Here is a 16,060-nt window from a genome sequence, read left to right as displayed (position 1 = left end):
CAAGAGCAAGCACCCATGGACTACCTGATCCAGGAAGGAAAACTCACGCTGCCCAGTGGCTTTCAAGATCGCAGCGTCAATATGTTCGTCCCGGGGGTAACCCTGCCAGCACCTTTCAGCCTGACCCTGTCCCGGGACATCACGCTGCCCGGGGAAAGCCTGGCGGAGTATGTCGAGCGCCAGGTCGGCCTGATTGCCGCCAAGTTGCGCAAATACAAACGTCAGGACCTGCAAGAGGTCTGGCTTTCGACGCAATCCCCGGTGCCGGGCCTGCAAGTCGACGCCCATTACCAGAGCGACGGGCGTCCGGTGTACCAGCGTCAGGCCGGCTTTATCGTCTCGCCCCAGCGCGTGCTGGTGTTTTCGGCCACCAGCCAGCAGCCCTTTGACGATCAACTGAATCAGCTGTGGACAGACGTCCTGGCGAGCTTTCAGCAGCACCCTCCTGTCGCTGGCCCCCCTTAAGGACACCTGACATAAAAGGTCGGCATGACACGGAGTGTTTTCGATGTTTGAGGCTGCACGTTTTGATGATGAGATCGCTCATAGCAATGCACTGCTGGGCTTTCTAGTAGGGGCCGCGCTGGGATTGGCACTGGTGGCAGCCGTCTCTATTTTCACCGTTGCTACCTGCGGAGCCGGGGCCGTGTTATTGCCGTTGCTTGTCGGGATGGTGGCCGGCTTTGCAGGTTCAGAGTTGATTAAGGCGGGTGAAAGCATAGGACGAATGACCAAGGCTCCCGCCGGAGGGATCACCAGTGGTTCCAGTAACGTGCGCATCAATGGCCTGAGTGCCGCACAGGTACAAGGCAGCCTAGGCATTTGCACTAAACACCCGGTTCCTCCAATGGTCGCGGAGGGCTCCGCCAAGGTCTTTATCAACGGCCTGCCCGCCGCCCGCAAGGGCGACAAACTGACCTGCGGCAGCGTCATCGACAGTGGTTCGGAAAACGTTTTTATCGGTGCCGAGAAAGAGCCGTACTTGCCGATCGACGACGAGGTCCCCGAGTGGCTGCGCACCACCGTTGATATCCTCATGGTCGTCGCCAGCTTCGCAGGTGCGCTTCGTCAACTCCCTTTGACGGCAGGTAAGTTCCTCCCTTGCGCCATGAAATTCGCAGCCGGCGCGGTAACCGGTGAGCTGATCAGTCGATATGCCATCGGCCCGGCGATAAGCCGCGTGGCCGGTGCCCTGTTCGGCAATCCGGTGGACGCCATCAGCGGGCGCAAACTGCTGTTGGAAGAGAGTGAAACCGACTTCAGCCTGCCAGGACTGATGCCCATCACCTGGGCGCGCTTCTATGCCAGTGACATTACCCACGAAGGCTTGCTCGGGCGCGGCTGGGTGCTGCCCTGGGAGCAAAGCCTGCGCCTGGAAGACCAGCGACTGTACCTGCGCGACAACCAGGGGCGTGACCTGCCCTTGCCGCAACTGGAACCCGGCGAGCGCGCCTACCTGACGGACGAACAACTGTTCGTGGTGCGCTCCGAAGGTGGGCACTACCTGCTGCAAAGCCTGGACAACACCTTCTTCTATTTCGGTGAGCTGGCCGTCGACGGTCAGCCATCTCCCCTGCGGCGTATCGAAAACGCCCTCGGCCATTTTCTTAATTTCAGCTATGACAATCAGCAGCGTCTGAGCGACCTGTGCGCCACGGGCGGCATTCGTCTGCACCTGTGCTACGAGCAGCACGAACGGCGCCTGAGCCGAGTCGAACGGGTTGTCGATAACCAGCCTGTCGAAACCCTGGTGCATTACCAGTACGACGGCAACGGCCAACTGCGCCAGGTCATCAACCGCAACGGCGAACGGGTGCGCGGTTTCGCCTACGACCAGGGCCTGATGGTGGCCCACGAAAACGCCCTGGGCCTGCGTTGTCACTACCGCTGGGCCACCCTGAACGACGGTCAGCCCAGGGTCGCCGAGCACTGGACCAGTGACGGTGAGCGCTACTTGTTCAGTTATGACCTGGCACAACGTCAGACTCATATCAAAGACGTGCTCGGTCGTACCGCGCGGATCGACTACAACGAAGGTCGGCGGGTTACCGCCAGCCGCGACTTTGGTGGTGAGCAGTACCGCTTCCAGCTCGATGAATCCGGCAACATGACCGGTATGGAGTTGCCCGATGGCAGCACCCTGAGCTTCACCTACGACAAACTCTCGCGACTGGAAGAAGAAACCGATCCCCTGGGTCGCTCGATCCGTTACAGCTATCACCTGGACACCGACCTGGTCACCGCCATCGAGCGTGCCGATGGCAGTTGCCAGCGCTGGAGCTATGACCGTCAGGGTAACCTGCTCGACAGCACCGACCCTTTGGGTCAGGTGACCCAATTCTTCAACACCGACGCTGGCCTGCCCCACACCCGCATCGACCCGCTGGGCAACAACACCCGACTATGGTGGAACGAACTGGGGCAGATCGAGCAATACCAGGACTGTTCCGGACAGCTGACGCGCTATGGCTACGACAGCCACCTGCACCTGGCGAGCATCACCGATGCCCTGAAGTGCACCACGCGCCTGACCCGCAAAGCCGATGGCGAAGTGCTGCGCGTCGACCATCCAGACGGTAGCCATGACCAGTACCGTTACAACGCCCTCGGCCAGTTGCTCAGCCACACCAATGCCGACGGCCACACCACCAGCCTGGCGCGCACGCCCCGGGGCTTGCCCAGCCAACGCAGGGACGCCCGTGGCCTGCAGGTTCATTATCAATACGACAAAGCCCAGCGCCTGATCGCCCTGCTCAACGAAAACAAGGCCGCCTACCGCTTCAGCTACGACGCCAGCGACCGCCTGCAGGAAGAAGTGCGCATCGATGGCCTGCGCCGCCGCTTCAGCTATAGCCTCAACGGCCAACTGAGCCAGTTGGAAGAAATCGCCACCAGCCCGAGCCTGGTGCAGCTCACTCGCCAGCAACAGTTCGAACACGACGCCGCGGGGCGCCTGCTCAGCCGGGTCACCAGCGATGCCCGCCTGGATTATCACTACGACGATGCAGACCGTCTGATCGCCGTCGAGCGCCTGCCAAGCAAGGCGGGCCAGGCCCTGGGCATCCGCCCCGATAGCCTGGCCTTCAGCTACGACGCGGCTGACCAACTACTGAGCGAAAGCAGCAGCACCGGCAATCTTGCCTACCAGTACGACGCCCTGGGCAACCTCAGCGGGCTGACCCTGCCCGACGCTCGCCAGCTCAACCAGCTCTATTACGGCAGCGGCCACCTGCACCAGATCAACCTCGACGGCCACCTGATCAGCGACTTCGAGCGCGACGCCCTGCACCGCGAAACCCTGCGTACCCAAGGCAACCTCACCAGTCGCTACGGCTACGACAGCCAGGGGCGCAAAATGTGGCAAGCCGCTATCCGCCTGCCCCACGAGCAACTGAGCCAACTGCAGGAAAAGACCGACAGCCTGCTCGGCCTCCCCGAGCATCCCGCTACCGCCCTGCACCGCCGCTATCACTACAGCGACGGCGGTGAAGTACAACGGATCGTCGACAAACAGCGCGGTATCACCGACTTCCATTACGACGCCAGCGGCCAACTGCGCAGCCGCCAGCCGAACCACCCGCAACTGCACACCGAAGACTTCTCCTACGACCCGGCCGGCAACCTTTGCGGCAGCGGCAGTTGGCAATTCGATCGCATCCAGAACAACCGTCTGGTCGCCTTCAAAGACCTGCGCTTTACCTACGACGACTGGGGCAACCTCAGCGAAAAGAGCAGCACCAACGGCGCAACGCAACGCTTTACCTACGACTGCGAAAATCGCCTGATCCATGCCCAGACCTGGCACGGCGCAACCCTGCACAGCGAAGCGCGTTACCACTACGACGCCCTCGGGCGACGGATCGCTAAAGCCGTCACGCAAAGCGGCCAGACCCAAGACACGACGTTCCTCTGGCAAGGCCTGCGCCTGCTGCAAGAGCAACAACCGCAGCGCCACAGCACCTACGTCTACGAGACCGACAGCTACGCGCCCCTGGCGCGCATCGATACAGACCCCACACTGCCCGAGCAGCCGGGCCAGACCTACTACTTCCACACCGACCAGATCGGCACCCCACAAGAAATGACCGACGCCCAAGGGCACGTGGTGTGGCGCGCGTACTACAAAGCCTGGGGCGGATTGGAAGCGTTATCGCCGAATACGGTGGAACAGAATCTGCGTTTTCAGGGGCAATATCACGACCGGGAAAGCGGGCTGTACTACAACACCTTCAGGTACTACGATCCGGCAGTGGGACGGTTTACCACGCAGGACCCGATTGGGTTGGCGGGCGGCGAGAACCTGTATCGGTATGCGCCGAATGCGTTGGGGTGGGTTGATCCGCTTGGATTAACAGCTTGCTCTGTTAAATTCAGCAAAAATTTTGAGGGAAAATTAAAAAAACATGCTCAAGATATATATATGACCTCCAGGCGGTTAGGTGTTCCCGTCGCAAAAGGAGATGTAGCAGGAAAGAAAAATTTTATTCTCTCCATAGTAAATGATAGCGGAAACTTAGCTAATCCGAATTTTAAATGGAATACAATTGAGTCTATGCGCGTATACGTGAAGGATAAAGCCGTGATCTTAGTAAACAACTCAACGAATGAAATAACTACATTTCTTCATAGGGATCGCATATCCTCATTCTTACAAGAGGTAATAAAGTGAAGACAACTAATTATCATCGATTTTTTCTAAAGAAAATATCATCACTACTTTACAACAAAACCATCTCATCACTTATCATGGTAAGTGATGAGAATGGAGAGCTAATTGATAATGTGAGCTTCTTTGAAGTTGATTATGGCGGTGTGGTTGGATTTTATATAAATGGAGCCAATCCACTTATTTCCACCAACCTTATTAATGAATTCGATGATTTTAATTTGTATTCTTTGTATTCAGTCTTGAGCGAAAGCAGGAGTGGAGATTTTATTCCGTTTAAAGTTGAGTTTATAAAAGTTTTTTTCCACTCTGAATACAATGAAGCTTTCTCGATTTTTCTCTCATCTGCGGACTTTTCTTCATCCATCCTTATTGTGTTCTCTACAGATGAGATTCATGCATATATCAATTGTAGTGAGCGTGATTTGGTTAAAGTGATCAAAGAGCACTTAACTCAATTCGAAGACGTTGATTTTTTTACGTGCAAGATAGATATTGGTGATGAAGAGTGGTTCTGCGTTTAAAGTAAATTACTTTTCCAACATCCTTTAGAGGGTGTAGACAAAATTAAGCTGTAAGCCGACGAACCAGTATTCTGGCCTCGGCCAACCATACCCATGCCTCACTCACATCGAACAACCGATCGTGGTGCATGGTCAGCCTCCTAGGATTTACTCGGTGATACTGCGTTGAAACGGTCTCGGAATGCTCATTTACAACCAGTAAACTCCGCTTCCTCAACCGTTTTCGCCTTGCCTGACCTTCGTCTCAAAACTTTTCATACAGAGCCTAATACGCCAACGATGAAAAATCAGAAACCCATATAAAATAACTGGGAACTTTATGAAAATCGAACTTCAAGAACTTGAAAAAGAGTTTTACGAAATCCAGTCAAAGCCCGATGTGTTTCTTGACTCATTCTTAAAAGCTGCCAAAGAGAAAGTAGTACGAAAAACTATAAGCAAAGGAGCTTTATTTAATATCAGACCATTTGAAATCCAGAGAGCCGGCTTTAAGTTAGGCAAAGAACTAAAATCCCTCCCGAAAAACGTTAAAAACACTCATATTTACTACTTTGACAAAAGCGATAGAGCAGTGATGATAGATATCTACGGACAGTCCGAATCCATTATAAACAGAGACTTCCATTTCCATGACAAAGAAAAAATAAAAAGCGTATACATAGACAGCACAAGAAAAATAAGAAATATAACCATTAGTTCTATAGCCGATGGAAGAATTTTGCGAGATGCTAATTTCGGAAAATATGGCAGCAGCACCTCTGATTATCTATACGATGACGAAAGACTAAGCTCGATATCGGTTATGCAAAAACAGCATGACCAAGAGCTTTATTCAACACATCAAGTACTGTTCTATTATTTGGATGGCACAGTAAGCAAAATTATTAATGAGTTCCCTAATGGCTATCAGGAGATCCGATACCCGTAAGGAAGTTAAGCCACGACAAACACCACAAATAAAGTCTGGGCGTTTGAGTGGAAATACTGGTCTCATTCCCTTGGATGAAAACATTAAGTACGGCCAGGCTAGAGGTTACGAACAGTTCCACATGGAAAAATACAAAACCAAAACAGGAACAGGAACAGGAACAGGAACAGGAACAGGAACAGGAACTATTGGAGAGGAAATATCATCAACAAACCGAGGCAACAAGTACAATTCATTTGACCATGGGCGAGCAGATCCAAGGGCAAGTTCATTTAAAGACGCATATCACAGTAAGAAAAATGGTTCAACCTCAAGTTAAAGAGTGTGCTGATGACTAAATTTAAATTTTGGGACTGGGATAAAAAACGGACCATGCTTCGCTTTATTAAAGCAGGAGATATATTTTGCTTTCAAATATCTGACAATAAATTTTTGGTTGGCAGAATCATATCAAAAGTCAGCATCGGGCACTCAGCAGAAATATTTAACCATTTCTCAAACGCCCCATATATATCTGAAAAATCCATTGCCAGTTTAAGGAAGCCATTACTTCACTTAACATTAGACCCCCACAGCTTGTTTGATAAGAAAATATCTGGCGGATGGTAAATTATAAGTCATCAAGATGATGACTTCATCAGACAGCCTTGAAGATATTTATTTTGTTTACCGCACTTCAGAAAGCCATAAAAAGTCGGCATACTTTGAAATAGTTTTGACACGCCAGACGAAAAATATAACAACTACCCGTCATACACACCAAAAAATACTTTTACATAATCAATATGCCTCCACTTTAGAACTTACCACTTTAATATTTAAAGCTTTAATTTTCGATCTTATCACGACCGATTAACAGGTTATCGCCGTTCTTATTGTTCAGACTTTTTAAATAGTCTCACGAATTCCTGCTTCCACACCGACCAGATCGGCACGCCGCAGGAAATGACCGATGCCCAAGGGCAGGTGGTGTGGCGCGCGTACTACAAAGCCTGGGGCGGATTGGAAGCGTTATCGCCGAATACGGTGGAGCAGAATCTACGCTTTCAGGGGCAGTATCACGACCGGGAAAGCGGGCTGTACTACAACACGTTCCGATACTACGATCCGGCAGTGGGACGGTTTACCACGCAGGACCCGATCGGGTTGGCGGGTGGCGAGAACCTGTATCGGTATGCGCCGAATGCGTTGGGGTAGATTGATCCGTGGGGTTGGGGGTGCTGGAGCACGGCCAGGAAAAACTTCTGGAAAAACGAGATTAAAGTAAACCCATCGAATTACTCTGTTGCAAACGCACAAAGAAACGCTAAAGTCGCCCCTCTAGTTGCTGATACAAGCCAATAGACAGGCTGATCCCCTCCTTCTGCGCCCGGGCCCAGGCTTGCTGTTTGGCCTCTCCGGGAGGGTGGACGCCAAGGCTCGCCAGGCGCTGCATCTGCTGCGCCAGTCGAGCCTCGAACTGCTCATCGAGCAGGTGCGGGGCGATGGCGATCACCAGCAGGCCCGAACCCGGCGATTGCCCGCCGCTTCGAAAATCCGGCGCATCCAGCGACCAGTTGCCCCCGGCGACACCGCCGGCGAGCACTTCGACCAGCAAGGCGATGTTGGCCCCGCGACTGCCGCCGAACGCCAGCAAGGCACCGTGCATGGCCTCCCGGGCACTCAGGGTGCCTGCGCCCTGGGCATCCACTGCCCAGCCTTCGGGGATCGCCTCCCCGGCCTCGGCCGCCTTGAGGAGGTTGACGAAGGCCGTGGCGCTGCTGGCCTGGTCGATCAGCAGCAAGCGCCCGTCGCCGCAGGGAGCGGCGAAGGCCAGGGGGTTGGTGGAATAGATCGGCTGGCGCTGGCCGGCCACGGTCAACAGCGCCGGGCCGTTGCAGAACGCCAATGCCACCAGGCCTTCGGCGGCCAGGCGCCGGGTGTAGTAGCCCAGCTCGCCACAGGTAAACCCGTTGTGCAGGGCAAACAGGCTGATTCCCAACTGCCGGGTGCTGTCACACACAGCGCCAAAGGCCTGATCGAACCCCAGTTGCGCAATGCCCGCGCGCGCATCGCAACGGATCATCGCCGGGGCCAGCTGGGTGATCAGTGGCTTGGCCAAGCCCGCTATGCGCCCGCTGGCAAACCCGTGCAGGTAATCGGCCAGATGCTCGAAACCCACACTGGCCAGGCCATGACCCTGGGCCGATACCGTGGCCTCGGCCAGAGCCTGGGCCACTTCCTGGCTGCTGCCCGCCTGCAGGCAGCAGCGCTGGGCAAAATCCCTGGCCTCTGCCAGCGACAGACACTTGAACGCTGCACTCTCTTGCATCGATTGCTCCCTGACGCTGCTGCACAACCGCCCTGGCCACCGGGCCCGGGGCTGCGGGTCATTCCACCAGGCGTGGCGCCCCCACGTTGGCGGCTTGTTTATCCAGGCCGAACGAGCCGAGTATCTCGGCAATTTCGCCAGAAGCATGCAAGGCCTGGATGTTTTCATTAAGCGCCTCACTCAGCGCCGTATTGGCCTTGGTGTGGGGAAAACTGGTCTGCCCCGGCTCCAGGGTAGCCTTAACCCGCGGGTCGGGCTCCGAGACCTTGATGCTCATGCCCCGGTAGGCACCCTTCTGCTGCGAAGCCACACCCACCGCAAAGCTGTCGATGCCCAGCGCAATCCGCTTGGCCGTCAGGTCCTGAGCCATGGCCACCGGGTTGGGGTAGAGCACCAGATTGTCGCCAAAGGCCTTTTTCAAGTCGTCGACCCACAGGTAACCCTGCACCGTGCCGATGCGCTGGCCTTCGAGCTCGGAAATTTTCGAATAACCCTCGCTGGAAATGATCCCCATCACGTCCAGGTACAGCGGCGCGGTCAGACCCAGGACCTTGCTGCGCTCGGCGGTACGGTACCAGTCGCCGATGCCGACGTCGGCCCGCCGTGCGATCACCGACTGGACCACCGCCGCCGGGTCCACCACTGTCAGCTTGATATCCAGGCACTCCCTGGCAGCGATGCGCTTGATGATTTCACCATCGACCCCGCTCAACTGGTTGCCCGGCCCGGGGATCGAGTACGGCGGGAAGACCCAGGCCGCGACGCTCAACACCCCCGGAGTCAGGGTTTCAAACGAGTGGGCCGGCTTGCAGTCGGCCAGAGCCTGGGGGGCACCGAGCAGCACCGAACCTCCCACCAGGGAGGAACAAAGGAACGCCCAACGAACAATGCGTTTGAATGAACGGATCATGGCTTCACCTGTGCATGGGTTGCATTAAGAGAATGGCAGCCGAAAGACGGCTCGAGCAGGTCATGCGTGCTGGCTGGGGGCCAGTTTTTTCTCCAGCGCCGCCACGCCCAGGGTCGCGGGCGCACACACAGCGGCATACATCAGGCCGGCCAGGGACAGCACCGGCATGTACTCGAAGGTGGATGAACCGATGGCCGAGGCGCGGCTGACGATCTCCGGGAGCGCGATGGTGAAACACAACGACGCGGCCTGGAACATCATGATCGAGAACCCCAGCAACGACGGCAGAGCCACCCGCAACGCCTGGGGCAAGATGATGAAACGCAGTGCATCGAAGCGGTTCAGGCCGATCACCTCGGCCGCCTCGTTCTGCCCCTGGGCCACCGCCTCGATGCCGCCACGAATGATCTCGCTGGTGTAGGCCGCAGTGCAGTAGGCCAGCGCCAGGGCTGCCGCCCAGAAAGAACTCAGGGTCAGGCCCGCCGAAGGCAGGCCGAAATAGAAGTACTGCAACAGGATCAACGCCGGCGCGCCACGCCCCAGCTCGACTATCAGCAACGAGGGGTAGCGCACTGCCCGGCGGGGCGCCGACATACCCAGCGCCAGCAACAACCCAAGGACCACCCCCAGTGCCAGGCTGGCGGCGGTGACCTGAATTGACAGCACAAAGCCCTTCCACAGCTCGGGAAACCAGGCCAGCCACATCGTCAGGATCTCGTTCATCGGGCAATCCTCTGCTTCAGGGTGGCCGACAGCCAGCGCGAGAACAGCGCCACCGGTACGCTGAGAATCAGGTAGACCAGCGCCGCCACGCTGTACACCTCCAGCCCTTGAAAGGTTTGCTGGGACATCTGGTACGCCTGGAAGCTGACGTCACCGACACCGATGGTCGAGGCCACGGCCGAGTCCTTGAGCAAGCCAATGGCATAGGTGGCCGAGGTGGGAATGGCGATGCGCACCAGTTGCGGCAGCATCACATCGAAAAAGCGCTGGGGCGCCGACAGATTGAGCACCTGCGCCGCCTCGTACTGCCCCTGGGGGATCGCCGCAAAGGCACCGCGATACACCTCCGACATATGCGCCGCGGTGATCAGCCCCAGGCCCAGCACCGCGGCAGCGAACGGCGACAAGGCGATGTAGCCGCCTCCGATGCCGAAGAAGATGAAGAACAGCCAGACGATGGGCGGTATCGAACGCAGGGTCAGCACCAGCATCGCCGCCAGCCAGCGACACAGCTTCAGGTTCGACAGACGCAGGGCACAGAGTGGAAAGCCCAGCACCACGCCGATGCAGAAAGCGCCCAGGGTCACGCTCAGGGTCCAGGGCACGCCGCGCAACAGGACCAGCAGAATATCCGCCATCAGCGATTCCTCACGGCCTGGAGAAACTGCACCACCCGCGCGTGCTGCGGCTCGCGCATCACCTGGGCGCTGGGCCCCTGCTCGATGATCCGCCCTTCGGCCATCACCACCACCCGGTCGGACACCGTCTCGGCAAAGTGCATCTCGTGGGTCACCACCAGCATCGACATGCCCTCGCGCGCCAGCTCCTTCATCACCGCCAGCACTTCCAGGCCCAGCTCGGGGTCCAGGGCCGAGGTCGGCTCATCGAACAGCATCAGCTCCGGATCCAGCGCCAGGGCCCGGGCGATGGCGATGCGTTGCTGCTGGCCGCCGGAGCAGCGCGCCGGATAGGCGTTGGCCTTGTCCGCGAGCCCCACCCGGTCCAGCAACTGCAAAGAGCGGGCATCAGCTTCCTCGGCCCTGCGGCCGAGGGTGCGGACCTGCGCCAGGCTGACGTTGCGCAGCACCGTAAGGTGCGGAAACAGGTTGAACGACTGGAACACCATGCCGATGCGCCGGCGCAGATTGAGCAGCTCGCTCCGGGGCAGCGGGCGCCCGGCTTCGATAGCCACCCCGCCCATGCTGACCCGCCCCCGGGTCGCGGGCTCCAGTTGGTTGATGCAACGCAGCAAGGTGCTTTTACCCGAGCCGCTGGGGCCGATGATCGCCACCACCTCACCCTTGGCCATCTCGAAACACACGTCGTGCAATACGGGGTAAGGCCCGAATTGCTTATGGATCGCCTCCAGTCGCAGGAAAGGTTCGGCGCTGGGTACCGGGGGCGGTGCCAGGGGGCTGGCGTTTTCGATCACGGTCATGCTGCTCATTGTTTTTCTCCGGACAGGGTAGACGCCGTGCCTGCAAGAATCAGGCAACAACCACTGCTATCGATCGCCGTCGACTAACGGGGTACGGGAAAGCTTGACCGCTCCAGCAGCGGTAATCAGCACCTGCTCTTCGAGCTTCACGCCTTCATGGCCGCCCCGCTCGCCGATGTAGCTCTCCACCGAGAGCACCATGTTTTCCTCGAAGTGGCCGTCATAGCCCCACTCGGCAAAGTCCACCGCGTAGGCCACGCTGGGGTACTCATCGACCAGGCCCACACCGTGCAGCATCATCATGTAGCGGTTGTGCTCGAACTGCCTGGGCACCGGCCAGCAGCCCTCGGCGAACTCGCGAAACGACAGCCCCGGGCGCAGCAGGTCGAGATTGAAACTGATTTGCTGCGAGGCGATGTCCAGCAGGTCGCGCTGGGCCGCCGTCGGCGCCTTGCCGGGGCAGATGAAGCTGCGGGAGATGTCCGAGAGATAACCGCCCGGGCCCACCATGTCGGTGTCGAAACAGACCATCTCCCCGGCCGCGATGAGCTTGTCCGAGGCGTCCTGGAACCAGGGGTTGGTGCGCGGCCCGGAGTTCAGCAGGCGGCTCTCGGCCCACTCCCCGCCCTGGGCCACGTTGGTCCCGTGCATGATGCTCCACAGCTGGTTTTCGGTGATGCCCGGCACCAGGCTGGCGCGCATGCGGGCAATCGCCAGGTCGCACACATCCATCGACACCCGGTGGCTGGCAATCTCCTGCACCGACTTGATCAGCCGCGCCTGCTCCATCAGCGGCTGGGCATCGAACAGTTGGATGCCCCTGGCCTTGAGCTTTTCCGCGCCCCAGGGGTCGCAGCGGTCCACTGCCAGGCGACGATTGCCGGCGCCATGCCGGGTCAGCAGGTCGGCCACCTCCAGGGCCCAGCGTTCGGCCTTCTCCTCGACCCGTGGGCCGGCCAGGAAATACAGCCAGGGGATCGCCGGGCGAATTTCATCGATGGTCTCGATGTGCTCACTGTTGTGCCGGCTGCTGTCGAACTCGAACAGCACCACCGGGCCATCGGTGGCCACGAATACGTAACGGCTAGGGGAATGCATCACCCACAGGCCGAGGTTATTGGTATCGGTGGCGTAGCGGATATTGATCGGGTCGGCCAGCAGCACGCCGGCGTAATCCTGCTTGCGCAGTTGCTGGCGAATGCGCTCCAGGCGGTACTGGCGCAGCGCCGGCCGGTCGATCGCGGCATAGGCCGCCAGCAGGCCGTGGTCCACCGGGGCCAGGGCATGGCCGGTGACGCTGGCATCACTGCGATAGTGCAGGGGGCTTGGGGGAACGACATTGAGCAGCTCGGTGAAATCGGTATCCGTGTGCATGCAACAACCTCCGCTGGGAAGAGTTTGAGGTTTATCAAAACCAGTCAGACCAACGTTCGGGGCAGTGACTTGACGCTAGGGAAACGGATGACGGCTGTCTTTCTTATTGTGCAAAACAGGGCGCAAGCAGTGGCTAGAGGTCCTTGACCAGGCGCAGTGCGTCGTAAATGGCCGCGTGGGTATTGCGCGATGACACCGCATCGCCGATCCGGAACAACTGGAAACGCCCCTGAGGGTTGGTCACCAGGTTTTGCGCGGTGCCGGCAATCAGGTCCTTGTACTCCACGGCGCCTTCGTTGGTGGCCATGGGCTGCAGCTCGAAATACAGCTCGTCCAGGGGCCGGGTGCCGTGGTTGACCACGATCTGGTCCACCAGTCGGGTTTTCTCCAGGTCGCTGTAGTCGGTGCCAATGGTCGCCAGCAACTGCTCGCCCTGGCGCTCCACGGCCTTGAGCCGGTAAGTGACGGTAAAGGTGGTGTCCAACTGCTGCAGCGAGCGCATGTAAGGCACCAGGTTCATGCCCATCACCTCCGGCGCGAACGAGCGGTCGGGGGTCATGATCTCGGTCCTGGCGCCGCTGCGGGCGATGAACTCGGCAGCCTGCAAACCTGCGTGATCGCCGGCATCGTCGTATACCAGCACATTGCGCCCAGGCTTCACGTCGCCGGAGATGATGTCCCAGCTCGACACCAGCCACTGGTTGCCGCTGTGCAGGACTTCGGTATGGGGCAAGCCGCCGGTGGCGACGATCACCACGTCGGGGTTTTCATCGAGGACCATCGCCGCATCGGCCCAGGTGTTGAAACGAAACTTCACCCCCAGGCGCTCGCACTGCGCCATGCGCCAATCGATGATGCTGATCATCTCCTTGCGCCGCTCGGACTGCGCGGTCAGGCGCACCTGCCCGCCGGGCTGGTCGGCCACCTCCAGCACCAGCACTTCATGCCCGCGCTCGCCGGCGACCCGCGCCGCCTCCAGGCCACCGGGGCCGGCGCCGATGATCAGGACCTTGCGCGGGTGCGCGGCCTTGGGCACCTCGTGGGGCATGCTGGTTTCGCGGCCAGTGGCGGCATTGTGAATGCAGTAGGCGGCGCCGGCATTGTAGATCCGGTCCAGGCAATAATTGGCGCCGACACAGGGGCGGATTTCATCTTCACGGTTCTCGATGATCTTGCGCACGATGTGCGGGTCGGTCATGTGCGCACGGGTCATGCCCACCATGTCCACCAGGCCCGAGGCAATCGCGTGGCGGGCGGTGGCGACATCGGGGATCTTCGCCGCATGGAAGGTGGGGAAACCGGTCAGGGCACGAATCTCCCCGGCAAAGTCCAGGTGCGGTGCATTGCGCATGCCCTGGATCGGGATGATGTCGGTCAACCCGGCATCGGTGGCGATATTGCCGCGAATCACGTTGAGAAAATCGACCATGCCGCTGTCTTTCAACAGCTGCGAGATGTGCAGCCCCTCCTCTTTCTCAAGGCCACCGGCCAGCACTTCATCGCCGGTGTAGCGGATGCCGACGATAAACTCCGGGCCCACCCGCTGGCGAATCGCACTCAGCACCTCGAAGGTAAACCGCAGGCGGTTGTGCAATGAACCGCCGTAGGCGCCCTCCAGCTCGTTGGTCAATGGCGACCAGAACTGGTCCATCAGGTGGCCGTAGGCCTGCAGTTCGATACCATCCAGGCCGGCGGCCTGCATGCGTTCGGCGGCGTCGGCGTAATCGCGGATGATGCGTTCGATATCCCAGATTTCCAGCTTCTTGGGAAAGGCTCGGTGTGCCGGCTCCTGATTGTGCGAAGGGGACACCACCGGCAGCCAATCGCCCTTGTCCCAGCGGGTGCGGCGCCCCAGGTGGGTGAGCTGGATCATCACCGCCGCGCCATGCTCGTGGCATTCGTCGGTGAGGTCCTTCATCCAGCCGACCACTTCGTCCTTGTACGCCAGGATGTTGTTGAACACCGGAGGGCTATCGCGGGAGATCGCCGCCGAGCCTGCAGTCATGGTCATGGCCACGCCGGCCTTGGCGCGCTCGACGTGGTAGGCCCGGTACAATTTCTTCGGCATGCCCTCTTCGGGGTACGCCGGCTCGTGGGAGGTGGTGATAATGCGGTTGCGAAGTGTCAGGTGCTTGAGGCGATAGGGCTGAAGAAGCGGATCGTTATTCATATCGGTCTCGCATACTGGTCATCAGGCAAGGCAGACGATAGACCTCAATGTACACCAGTGTCAACGACGCTGACAGTGGTGTACATTCGCCCCGTCAAGGTTAAACGGACAAGGAAAAAATGCCCCATGAAAGCAACCAGCAACAATGTGGAAGCTGCCGGCCGCGGCTCTCTGGAAAGCTGGCTCAACGCGGCCTATGAGAGCCTCAAGGAATCGGGAGTGGATGCGGTGCGGGTGATGCCGCTGGCGAAGAAACTCAACCTGTCGCGCACCAGTTTCTACTGGTATTTCCAGGACCGCGAAGCCCTGCTCGAAGCCCTGGTTAATCTGTGGAAGAACAAGAACACCTTGAGCCTGGTGTCACAGTCCGAGGCCTATGCTGAATCCATCACCGAGGCGATTCTCAACGTCTTCGACTGCTGGCTGAACAGCGAATTGTTCGATTCACAGTTCGAGTTCGCCATGCGCAGCTGGGCCCTGCAATCCCCCGAAGTGGCGCACGAGATCCGCCAGGCCGATGCACAGCGGGTGCAGGCCCTGGCACAGATGTTCGACCGTTTCGGTTTCGCCCATGACGCCGCCGTCACCCGCGCGCGCTCGATCTACCTGACCCAGATCGGCTACATCAGCATGAACACCCAGGAACCGATGGCGCAGCGCATGCGCTACATCCCCGAGTACTTGAAGATCTTCACCGGCGTGGAGCCCCTGCCCCGGGAGCTGGACCGGTTCTTCCAGCGCAACGGTTTTTCAGCGGCCGAGCTTTAGAACCGAGGCGGGCCGCCGCCTGGCCCGCCGGCGTTGCTCAATACCCTGTTCAGCCTGTGCCGGTTCGGCCGGGGGCTGAGCAATCTCGACCAGGCATCCCGATGACGCCCCCCAACCCCGTGTAAAAAACCACGCCTGCACGCATTGACAAGGCAGAGGCAAAAACTCAACATGCCAGCACTTGTAGGACAACCAACAACCAACAACTAACAAGTGCCGCTTTTCAACCGTGATGACGCGCGAAAGGC

14 protein-coding genes and 1 pseudogene are annotated in these 16,060 nt (G+C 58.6%); 8 read left to right on the top strand and 7 right to left on the bottom strand.

Going from position 1 to position 16,060, the window contains the following annotated elements; genetic code table 11:
- The first annotated feature begins 15 nt into the window (after positions 1–15).
- The 7 genes and pseudogenes from BLS75_RS01180 to BLS75_RS01160 all read left to right on the top strand — a co-directional run.
- Positions 16–465 carry a DcrB-related protein gene (locus BLS75_RS01180; protein ID WP_072450056.1) on the top strand — a complete coding sequence of 150 codons (450 nt, stop codon included), beginning with the start codon at positions 16–18 and terminating at the stop codon, positions 463–465.
- A gap of 262 nt (positions 466–727) precedes the next feature.
- Positions 728–4,669, top strand: coding sequence for an RHS repeat-associated core domain-containing protein (locus BLS75_RS01175; RefSeq protein ID WP_072450055.1), 3,942 nt, complete (start codon positions 728–730; stop codon positions 4,667–4,669).
- Complete coding sequence (locus tag BLS75_RS31900) at positions 4,666–5,190, top strand: hypothetical protein (protein ID WP_143031404.1); 525 nt, start codon at positions 4,666–4,668, stop codon at positions 5,188–5,190. The genes BLS75_RS01175 and BLS75_RS31900 overlap by 4 nt, the downstream gene beginning before the upstream one ends.
- Before the next feature lie 319 nt (positions 5,191–5,509).
- On the top strand, positions 5,510–6,118 hold the full coding sequence (locus BLS75_RS01170) for a hypothetical protein (protein ID WP_072450053.1): 609 nt from the start codon (positions 5,510–5,512) through the stop codon (positions 6,116–6,118).
- A 121-nt stretch (positions 6,119–6,239) separates the two neighbouring features.
- The gene (locus BLS75_RS32295; RefSeq protein ID WP_143072795.1) at positions 6,240–6,437 is read left to right on the top strand and encodes a hypothetical protein; all 198 of its coding nucleotides are present in this window, start codon (positions 6,240–6,242) and stop codon (positions 6,435–6,437) included.
- 11 nt (positions 6,438–6,448) lie between these two features.
- A complete protein-coding gene (locus BLS75_RS01165; RefSeq protein WP_072450052.1) occupies positions 6,449–6,727 on the top strand; it encodes an Imm26 family immunity protein in 279 nt (92 codons plus the stop codon).
- Between the two features lie 303 nt (positions 6,728–7,030).
- A pseudogene (locus BLS75_RS01160) lies at positions 7,031–7,312 on the top strand (RHS repeat-associated core domain-containing protein); the annotation flags it as partial.
- A 112-nt stretch (positions 7,313–7,424) separates the two neighbouring features.
- Here the strand turns inward: BLS75_RS01160 and BLS75_RS01155 are convergent.
- The 7 genes from BLS75_RS01155 to BLS75_RS01125 all read right to left on the bottom strand — a co-directional run bounded on the left by BLS75_RS01155 (position 7,425) and on the right by BLS75_RS01125 (position 15,044).
- The gene (locus BLS75_RS01155; protein WP_072450050.1) at positions 7,425–8,429 is read right to left on the bottom strand and encodes an Ldh family oxidoreductase; all 1,005 of its coding nucleotides are present in this window, start codon (positions 8,427–8,429) and stop codon (positions 7,425–7,427) included.
- Between the two features lie 58 nt (positions 8,430–8,487).
- Entirely contained in the window at positions 8,488–9,339 is an 852-nt protein-coding gene (locus tag BLS75_RS01150) for a substrate-binding periplasmic protein (RefSeq protein ID WP_072450049.1), read from the bottom strand.
- A 60-nt stretch (positions 9,340–9,399) separates the two neighbouring features.
- Entirely contained in the window at positions 9,400–10,062 is a 663-nt protein-coding gene (locus tag BLS75_RS01145; RefSeq protein ID WP_072450048.1) for an amino acid ABC transporter permease, read from the bottom strand.
- Complete coding sequence (locus BLS75_RS01140; RefSeq protein ID WP_072450047.1) at positions 10,059–10,700, bottom strand: amino acid ABC transporter permease; 642 nt, start codon at positions 10,698–10,700, stop codon at positions 10,059–10,061. Before BLS75_RS01140 ends, BLS75_RS01145 begins: the two co-directional genes overlap by 4 nt.
- Complete coding sequence (locus tag BLS75_RS01135; protein ID WP_072441382.1) at positions 10,700–11,509, bottom strand: amino acid ABC transporter ATP-binding protein; 810 nt, start codon at positions 11,507–11,509, stop codon at positions 10,700–10,702. The genes BLS75_RS01140 and BLS75_RS01135 overlap by 1 nt, the downstream gene beginning before the upstream one ends.
- Before the next feature lie 57 nt (positions 11,510–11,566).
- Positions 11,567–12,874: a M24 family metallopeptidase gene (locus BLS75_RS01130; protein ID WP_011061831.1), complete on the bottom strand. Its 1,308-nt coding sequence runs from the start codon at positions 12,872–12,874 to the stop codon at positions 11,567–11,569.
- A 133-nt stretch (positions 12,875–13,007) separates the two neighbouring features.
- The gene (locus BLS75_RS01125) at positions 13,008–15,044 is read right to left on the bottom strand and encodes an NADH:flavin oxidoreductase (protein WP_011061832.1); all 2,037 of its coding nucleotides are present in this window, start codon (positions 15,042–15,044) and stop codon (positions 13,008–13,010) included.
- 126 nt (positions 15,045–15,170) lie between these two features.
- Between BLS75_RS01125 and BLS75_RS01120 the strand changes: the two genes are divergently transcribed.
- Positions 15,171–15,812, top strand: a complete 642-nt coding sequence (locus BLS75_RS01120; protein WP_011061833.1) for a TetR/AcrR family transcriptional regulator — start codon at positions 15,171–15,173, stop codon at positions 15,810–15,812.
- The last annotated feature ends 248 nt before the right edge of the window (positions 15,813–16,060 follow it).

It is taken from the genome of Pseudomonas sp. NFPP12 (genome assembly GCF_900103205.1).
In the GTDB taxonomy this organism is placed as follows: Bacteria; Pseudomonadota; Gammaproteobacteria; order Pseudomonadales; family Pseudomonadaceae; genus Aquipseudomonas; species Aquipseudomonas protegens.
The sequence above is the reverse complement of the archived record's forward strand: the minus strand, read 5'-3'. Positions and strand labels throughout refer to the sequence as shown.

What these genes read in the sequence shown, in the direction of transcription:
- BLS75_RS01180 (WP_072450056.1), top strand. Translation starts at nt 16, where the DNA reads ATGGACTACCTGATCCAGGAAGGAAAACTCACGCTGCCCAGTGGCTTT.
- BLS75_RS01175 (WP_072450055.1), top strand. Translation starts at nt 728, where the DNA reads ATGACCAAGGCTCCCGCCGGAGGGATCACCAGTGGTTCCAGTAACGTG.
- BLS75_RS01170 (WP_072450053.1), top strand. Translation starts at nt 5,510, where the DNA reads ATGAAAATCGAACTTCAAGAACTTGAAAAAGAGTTTTACGAAATCCAG.
- BLS75_RS32295 (WP_143072795.1), top strand. Translation starts at nt 6,240, where the DNA reads ATGGAAAAATACAAAACCAAAACAGGAACAGGAACAGGAACAGGAACA.
- BLS75_RS01165 (WP_072450052.1), top strand. Translation starts at nt 6,449, where the DNA reads ATGACTAAATTTAAATTTTGGGACTGGGATAAAAAACGGACCATGCTT.
- BLS75_RS01155 (WP_072450050.1), bottom strand. Translation starts at nt 8,429, where the DNA reads ATGCAAGAGAGTGCAGCGTTCAAGTGTCTGTCGCTGGCAGAGGCCAGG.
- BLS75_RS01150 (WP_072450049.1), bottom strand. Translation starts at nt 9,339, where the DNA reads ATGATCCGTTCATTCAAACGCATTGTTCGTTGGGCGTTCCTTTGTTCC.
- BLS75_RS01145 (WP_072450048.1), bottom strand. Translation starts at nt 10,062, where the DNA reads ATGAACGAGATCCTGACGATGTGGCTGGCCTGGTTTCCCGAGCTGTGG.
- BLS75_RS01140 (WP_072450047.1), bottom strand. Translation starts at nt 10,700, where the DNA reads ATGGCGGATATTCTGCTGGTCCTGTTGCGCGGCGTGCCCTGGACCCTG.
- BLS75_RS01135 (WP_072441382.1), bottom strand. Translation starts at nt 11,509, where the DNA reads ATGAGCAGCATGACCGTGATCGAAAACGCCAGCCCCCTGGCACCGCCC.
- BLS75_RS01130 (WP_011061831.1), bottom strand. Translation starts at nt 12,874, where the DNA reads ATGCACACGGATACCGATTTCACCGAGCTGCTCAATGTCGTTCCCCCA.
- BLS75_RS01125 (WP_011061832.1), bottom strand. Translation starts at nt 15,044, where the DNA reads ATGAATAACGATCCGCTTCTTCAGCCCTATCGCCTCAAGCACCTGACA.
- BLS75_RS01120 (WP_011061833.1), top strand. Translation starts at nt 15,171, where the DNA reads ATGAAAGCAACCAGCAACAATGTGGAAGCTGCCGGCCGCGGCTCTCTG.